Source organism: Xenorhabdus bharatensis (assembly GCF_037996705.1).
GTDB classification, from domain to species: domain Bacteria; phylum Pseudomonadota; class Gammaproteobacteria; order Enterobacterales; family Enterobacteriaceae; genus Xenorhabdus; species Xenorhabdus bharatensis.
This window is the reverse complement of the sequence record NZ_JBBMXG010000126.1, coordinates 1-219: the sequence shown is the minus strand read 5'-3', so window position 1 is coordinate 219 and position 219 is coordinate 1. Positions and strand designations below refer to the sequence as shown.

1 pseudogene is annotated in these 219 nt (G+C 49.8%); it reads left to right on the top strand.

Going from position 1 to position 219, the window contains the following annotated elements:
• A pseudogene (locus AAC855_RS21855) lies at nucleotides 1-219 on the top strand (IS5/IS1182 family transposase); the annotation flags it as partial.

The following is a 219-nucleotide window of genomic DNA, read 5'->3' as shown; positions in this document are numbered from 1 at the left end:
GGAAAAATACCCACCGCCGTTTTTGCCGTTGGAGAGATAAAGGAATATGGGAAAAGCTGCTTGAACACTTGGTGAATGACCCCGATTTCGAGTGGTTACTGATTGATGCCAGCCATATTAAGGTTCATCCCGATGCGGCAGGCGCGCAAGGCGGTAATCAGGATATGGGGATCACAAAAGGGGGCTCAATACCAAGATACATTTGGCCGTGGATGCGCA